Annotated in this window: 1 protein-coding gene and 1 pseudogene; one reads left to right on the forward strand and one right to left on the reverse strand. The window is 74.8% G+C overall.

Translation table 11 applies throughout. From position 1 onward, the window contains the following. The coding region (locus KBX08_RS33460; RefSeq protein ID WP_210787741.1) for a hypothetical protein at nt 1–187 on the reverse strand (187 nt) is incomplete at its 3' end. A gap of 166 nt (nt 188–353) precedes the next feature. Between KBX08_RS33460 and KBX08_RS33465 the strand changes: the two are divergent. After that, a pseudogene (locus KBX08_RS33465) lies at nt 354–461 on the forward strand (helix-turn-helix domain-containing protein); the annotation flags it as partial.

Below are 461 nucleotides of genomic sequence, written 5' to 3' on the forward strand. Positions count from 1 at the left end.
CGCCCTCGTCGGCGGACGCGGCCGGGCCCGGGGTGCGTCCCGAGGTCGCCGCGGGCTCGGGTGCGAGCGGGTCCCGCCAGTCGCGTGGCGCTGTCGGACTTTCGTCGGCGGCCAGCCGCTCGCTGGTCGGCGCGTGGAAACCGGGCGGCACCTCGAAACCCGACGCCGAGGTGCCGACGGGCGGCACCTGGACAGCCGGCGGGGCCGAGGTGGGTAACCCGGGCGCGGCCCACCGCGCACGGTGCGCGGCAGCCGGATCGACGGTGGAGTGTGGGGCGGGGCCCGGGTCGGGCTCGACGGCACCCTGCTCAGTCGGCGGTGCGGGACGTTGAGCGGGCACCACGAGCCGGTCGCACGCCGCCGCGATGGACGACATCGCCGAGCGGGCCGGGGTCTCGAAGCCCGTGCTCTACCAACACTGTCCCGCAAAGATGGATCTCTACCTGTCTCTTATCCACATC

The organism is Micromonospora sp. H61, assembly GCF_018070325.1.
Classification (GTDB): Bacteria; Actinomycetota; Actinomycetes; order Mycobacteriales; family Micromonosporaceae; genus Micromonospora; species Micromonospora salmantinae.